Source organism: Blautia sp. HCP3S3_D9 (assembly GCF_052063845.1).
In the GTDB taxonomy this organism is placed as follows: domain Bacteria; phylum Bacillota; class Clostridia; order Lachnospirales; family Lachnospiraceae; genus Blautia_A.
This window is the reverse complement of sequence record NZ_JBQHWS010000163.1, coordinates 1-6,392: the sequence shown is the minus strand read 5'-3', so window position 1 is coordinate 6,392 and position 6,392 is coordinate 1. Positions and strand designations below refer to the sequence as shown.

Genomic DNA, 6,392 nt, shown 5'->3' with positions numbered 1-6,392 from the left:
GGAAGTGCAAGGGAAGTATTATCTGCCAAAGCAGAAGAGACAAAAGTAGAGAAAACAAAAGTTAAAAAAACAAAAGGCAAAAAGAAATCCAAAGATATCGTTGAAATGAAAGAGAGCAAAGAGATTCCTTTTGAACCGCACTGTGTAGACTCAACCAGACCGGAAAATCTCATCAGTTATACAAATATTGAAGTAGATGGAAATATACTTGAAAATGTTGCAGATTACAAAGCTGATGCAGATATTTCTTTTAACATTGGAGAAGATTACACAGATGCGGATGGAATTGTCACATTCCGTGGAAACAGTTTTCGTGATAATCCGACACATGGTTATGCCAATATGACCAGTTTTAAACTTAACAAGCTGTGGTCTGCAGATACCGGTTCTCTTTCTTCCGGCAGTGCAGTCTGGACCGGAAGCGGGTGGACCGGACAGCCGCTTATGAGAAAATGGCCCAAAGAGGTCAAGGCACATATGAATATGACTGAAAAAGCCAAAGCAGATGATGAACTGGTTGAAGTGATTTATGCCTGCATGGATGGATATGTATATTTTCTGGATCTGAAAACAGGAGAAAAGACCCGTGACCCATTGTATCTTGGATATACATTTAAGGGGGCAGGAGCTCTGGATCCAAGAGGATATCCGATCATGTATGTTGGCGCCGGATACAATAGCAATGAGGGAACTGCAAGAGTATTCGTCGTGAATCTGCTGGACTGCAGTGTTATGTATACGTTTGGAGATAATGATGAGTTTTCACTTCGAGGAAGTCTGAGCTTTTTTGACGGGTCAGCGCTGGTGGATGTGGAAACAGACACTCTGATCTATCCTGGAGAAAACGGAATTATGTATCTGATCAAACTGAATACACAATATGATCAGAACAATGGTACATTATCTATTCAGCCAGGAAAAACCGTAAAATGGCGTTATTACGGAACCAGAAGCAGTACAGAATCATTCTGGATCGGAATGGAAGACAGTGTGGCAATTTATAAAGGATATGCATTTATGACTGACAATGGAGGAAATCTGATGTGCCTGAACATGAATACGCTTCAGCTTGTATGGGTACAGGATACTCTTGATGATTCAAACTCTACACCTGTTCTGGAAATCGAGAACGGACATCTGTATCTGTATGTAAGTACTTCTTTCCGTCTTGGATGGAGAAGCTATGATTCTGCAACCATTCCGATCTGGAAAATCGATGCAGAAACAGGAGAAATCATCTGGCATACAGATTATGAATGCTATACAGACGATGGTGTTTCCGGAGGAGTCCAGTCAACCATTGCATGTGGAAAGAACAGCCTTTCCGATTACATATATGTGACAGTATCCAAGACTTCTGACAATGCCTCCGGAGTTCTTGCCTGTCTGAAAAAATCTGACGGTTCCAAAGCATGGGAGGATTCTTCTTCCTATGCATGGTCTTCTCCGGTTTGTGTTTATAATGAAGACGGAAGTGGTAAGGTTCTTTATTGCAACAGCACAGGTGATATCCGCCTTCTTGACGGCAAAACCGGAAAACTGGAAGATACAGTATCTGTCAGTGAGGGTGTGATTGAGGCATCTCCGGCAGTGTATGATAATTATGCAGTTGTTGGAACCAGAGACTGTAAGATATGGGGAATAGAATTACAGTAACTATAACAATTTTGACAAAAGATACTGACAGGATGTATAATAAAATCCAAATGGGTAATTACGGGAAGCAAAAACAATAAAGGAAGGTATATATTAATGAAAGAAATCCGTACAGAAGATGCAGTCGGCCATATTTTATGCCACGACATCACACAGATCATCAAAGATGTAAAAAAAGGGGTGCTTTTTAAGAAAGGACATATTGTAAGAGAAGAGGATATTCCTCTTTTACTTTCAGTAGGAAAAGAACATTTATATGTGTGGGAGAAGAAAGAGGGAATTCTTCATGAGAATGAAGGTGCAGAGATTCTTTACCAGATCTGTGCCGGAGATTCAGATACCATGCATGGATCAGATATAAAAGAAGGAAAGATCGAACTGATCGCAGATATTGACGGCGTATTGAAAATCCGCAGAGATGCGCTGGTAGCAGTCAATTCACTCGGTGAGATGATGATTGCATCCCGCCATGGCGATTTTCCTGTAAAGAAAGGGGACAAGCTTGCAGGAACCAGGATCATCCCGTTAGTGATCGAGAAAGAAAAGATGGATCGTGCCAAAGAAACAGCAGGAGAGCAGCCCATTTTTTCCATTCTTCCATATAAGAAGAAGAAAGTCGGAATCGTAACAACAGGAAGTGAAGTGCAGAAAGGTCTGATCAAAGATACTTTTACCCCTGTACTGAAGGATAAATTTGCGAGATTCCCGTCAGAGATTCTTGGACAGACTATGCCCGGAGATAACATGGAACAGATTACAGCAGATATCCTGGAATTTATTGAAGACGGAGCCGATGTGGTGGTATGCAGCGGCGGTATGAGTGTTGACCCGGATGACAGAACTCCAGGTGCGATCAAAGCAACAGGAACCCGTATCGTATCTTACGGTGCACCGGTACTTCCAGGTGCTATGATGCTGGTTTCTTATTATGAGAAAGACGGAAAACAGATTCCGATCCTTGGACTGCCGGGATGCGTGATGTATGCGAAGAATACCATCTTTGACCTGCTCCTGCCGAGACTGATGGCAGATGACGAGATCACAGCAGAGGAGATCAATCATCTCGGGGAAGGCGGACTCTGCCTGAACTGTGATGTCTGTACATTCCCGAACTGTGGATTTGGAAAGTAAATCCCCTGCTTCAATTGTGAATATTCGCTTGACCAGTATCTGAAATTTTAAAGGAAAAGGTTACATGAAAAGATTCAAAACTGTACATTATACGATTCATTCAGACAAAATAAAAGATGCCAGAGGAGTCAGATTTGCAGTTATTGCAGATCTTCATGGCGTAGAACTTGGCCATGAGAACAGAAAGCTTCTCGAAATCATTGATAAATACAGACCGGATGGAATCCTTATTGCAGGGGACATGATCGTCAGAAATGATCCTGTAACTATGGAAACAGCAACAGTGCTTCTGAAGAGACTTGCAGCACAGTATCCGGTTTATTATGCACTGGGAAATCATGAGTACAAATTGTACAGAAGTAATCCTGAAGAGAATGAGATCGCAGAGGATTATCAGGAATACGAAAGCGGACTGAAAGCAGAAGGGATCCATATTCTGCATAATGAGTTCTGTGAATTGGAAGTCGGAAAAAACAGGATGATCATTCATGGCCTGGAAATTCCCCTGATTTATTATAAGAAGCCTTTTTCTCCAAAGCTTCATACCGAAGAAGTCAGAGAACTGATCGGGGAGCCGGCGAAAGACACTCTGAATATCCTGCTTGCACACAGTCCGAAATACGGCAATACCTATTTTGACTGGGGAGCAGATCTTATTCTGAGTGGTCATTATCACGGCGGGATCGTGAGACTTGGCAGACATAAAGGCCTGCTTTCTCCTCAGCTCCAGCCGTTTCCTGCATTCTGCTGCGGAGATTTCCACAGAGACAGTCAGCATATGCTGGTAAGCGCTGGGGCAGGAGAACATACGATTCCGGTTCGGATTCATAATCCAAGAGAATTGCTGATCGTGGATATCAAGCCTTGTATGCTGAAAAAATAAGGCAGAGAAATGGTCAGGAAATCTGGATGTTATTGGTATGAAATGCATGATATTGCGAAATATATTTGAAAAGGAAAGTACAGCACTATGGGAATTCCGGTAAAACTGGAAGTGTTTGAAGGTCCGCTGGATCTGTTACTGCATTTGATCGAAAAAAATAAAATAGATATTTATGATATCCCTATTGTGGAGATCACAGACCAGTACATGGAATATATTCATGCCATGGAACGTGAGGATCTGGGCATCATGAGTGAATTCATGGTCATGGCAGCCACATTGCTGGATATCAAATGTAAGATGCTTCTTCCGAAAGAGGTAAATGAAGAAGGAGAAGAGGAAGACCCGCGTGCAGAGCTGGTAGAGAAACTTCTGGAATACAAAATGTATAAATTCATGTCCTATGAATTAAAAGATAAAATGGATGATGCAGCTAATGTATTCTTTAAAGATCCTACCATACCGGATGAGGTTGCTCAGTACAGAGAGCCGGTAGATCCCAGAGAACTGCTTGCAGGGATCACACTGGAGAAACTGAATGCCATTTACAAATCTATCATCCGCAGACAGGAGGACAAGATCGACCCGATCCGAAGCAAATTCGGTACCATTGAGAAAGAAGAGATCAGTCTTTCTGATAAGATGATAGAGGTCAGAGATTTTGCCCGCACGCACCGGAAGTTCAGCTTCCGGGATCTTCTGGAGAGCCAGAGTTCCAGAGTACAGGTGATCGTTACATTCCTGTCCATCCTGGAACTGATCAAAATGGGACATATCCATGTGGAACAGGATAATTTGTTTGATGATATTTCTGTCGAAGTAAAAACAGATCCGGATACCTGGAAGAATCTTACAGAATTTGCAGAAGAAGAATCACAGAGTACAGAGGGAAATTTACAGGTTCAGCAGGAGAGTGCAGAACAGTAACTGCAATTCCTTTTTTAGAAGGTGTGATCTACAAAAGAGAAATGTGTAATAAAAGGATAAGGAATGAGGAAGACTGAGTGAAGATTAAGGAGACAGAAGCAGCTATAGAAGCTATACTTTTTGCTATGGGCGGTTCTGTAGAACTGTCACAGATCGCAAAAGCTATCAGAGTGGATGAGAAGACGACAGGAAAGATCATCCGCAACATGATGGATCGCTATCAGGAAGAGGACAGAGGCATCCAGATCATAGAACTGGAGAACTCTTTCCAGATGTGTACAAAGAAAGAATATTATGAATATCTGATCAATATCGCACTGCATCCTCAGAAACCGGTACTTACAGATGTTATGCTGGAGACCTTATCCATCATCGCATATAAACAGCCAGTAACAAAGGCAGAGATTGAGAAGATCCGAGGGGTAAAATGCGACCATGCCATCAACAAGCTGGTAGAATATAATCTGGTCAGAGAGCTGGGAAGACTGGATGCCCCGGGCCGCCCGATTCTGCTCGGAACCACAGAAGAGTTTCTGCGCTGTTTTGGTGTACAGGATCTGGAATCCCTGCCGGTACCTGATCCGGTTCAGATTGAGGATTTCAAGGCAGAAGCAGAAGAAGAAATCCAGTTAAAGCTGGATGTATGATTTTCGATTCGTAACTGTGAAGAAACTGAATAGTTACAAAAAAGATATGACTGTATAGGGCACAATTTACACAAGAACTTGAAGAGATACAGGAAGGGGAAATGGTTATGCCGACCACATATGCACATGATTTATTTGGAAAAGAAGTATATAGAAGACTGCCATCAGATATGAAAGCGCTGATCCGCAGACACGGAGATCTCTACAGGATTGGTCTGCACGGACCGGATATTCTGTTTTACTACATGATATCCAAAAATCCAGTCACACAGTTCGGAGTCAATATGCATCGGGAGAAGGCCAGAGCATTTTTTGAAGAAGGAATGCGACAGGTACGCAGAAACAATGACGAGGCACTGCTTGCTTATCTGCTTGGTTTTGGATGCCACTATATGCTGGATTCCGCATGCCATCCGTATGTAAATCAGATGGCAGAAAAAGGCGTAATCCCCCACATTGTTCTGGAAAAAGAATTTGACCGTGTTCTCATGGAAGAAACAGGCAAAGATCCGGATCATTATTATCCTGCCTGCGGTATCATCCCAAAGGTGGAATACGCAAAAGTGATCCACAGAGCCATTCCACTTGTGAAAACAGTAAATATCTATATTTCCATGAAAATGATGAAAATCCTTACAAACTTCATGGTATGCGATGACCACGGCAGAAAGCGCCGTATTGTAGGAAAACTTTTAAGATGCGGAGGAAGATCCATAGGTTCTATGATTGAACATTTTATGGCAGAGGGAGCGCTGGAAGAGGCCAAAGCACCAATGCCGGAACTGGAGAGGCTTTACAGAGAAGCCATCCCTGAAACAACTGAATATCTGAAAGAACTTTATACTCTGAGAGAGGGTGCCTATCATCTGAGCGCACGATGGAACCGCACTTATAATGGATGATCAGTTCTTAACGGATTTTTTTGATTAAGATTTTTGTATCAGACATATTCCGGACATGTTGGCATAAATTATTTTATAGGCATTGATAATTTGCAGATTAATTATAGTGACTCCAGAAGATACCGTATTTAATCCAGATTTTATAGAACTGCTGTGGGAAAAATCTGTAGAAATATTGATGCAATAAGTAGTGGTCAGGCATGTGAGGTGGAGTATGAAGATCAGACATATTGCCGCTGTCACGAT

The 6,392-nt window shown here is 42.2% G+C and carries 6 protein-coding genes; all 6 read left to right on the top strand.

Annotated elements, in window-relative coordinates:
• Positions 1-1,656 (top strand): outer membrane protein assembly factor BamB family protein (locus ACTNES_RS18670; RefSeq protein ID WP_441040358.1); only part of this gene is annotated, 1,656 nt, incomplete at its 5' end.
• Between the two features lie 96 nt (positions 1,657-1,752).
• Positions 1,753-2,787 (top strand): molybdopterin-binding protein, encoded by a 1,035-nt coding sequence (locus ACTNES_RS18665; RefSeq protein WP_441040357.1) that lies wholly within the window; start codon positions 1,753-1,755, stop codon positions 2,785-2,787.
• Positions 2,788-2,851: 64 nt separating this feature from the next.
• Positions 2,852-3,670 (top strand): metallophosphoesterase, encoded by an 819-nt coding sequence (locus ACTNES_RS18660; protein WP_441040356.1) that lies wholly within the window; start codon positions 2,852-2,854, stop codon positions 3,668-3,670.
• Positions 3,671-3,757: 87 nt separating this feature from the next.
• On the top strand, positions 3,758-4,597 hold the full coding sequence (locus tag ACTNES_RS18655; protein WP_216459960.1) for a segregation and condensation protein A: 840 nt from the start codon (positions 3,758-3,760) through the stop codon (positions 4,595-4,597).
• Positions 4,598-4,674: 77 nt separating this feature from the next.
• Positions 4,675-5,244, top strand: a complete 570-nt coding sequence (gene scpB / locus ACTNES_RS18650; RefSeq protein WP_216459959.1) for an SMC-Scp complex subunit ScpB — start codon at positions 4,675-4,677, stop codon at positions 5,242-5,244.
• Between the two features lie 107 nt (positions 5,245-5,351).
• Complete coding sequence (locus ACTNES_RS18645) at positions 5,352-6,146, top strand: zinc dependent phospholipase C family protein (protein ID WP_320813496.1); 795 nt, start codon at positions 5,352-5,354, stop codon at positions 6,144-6,146.
• Positions 6,147-6,392: the final 246 nt, after the last annotated feature.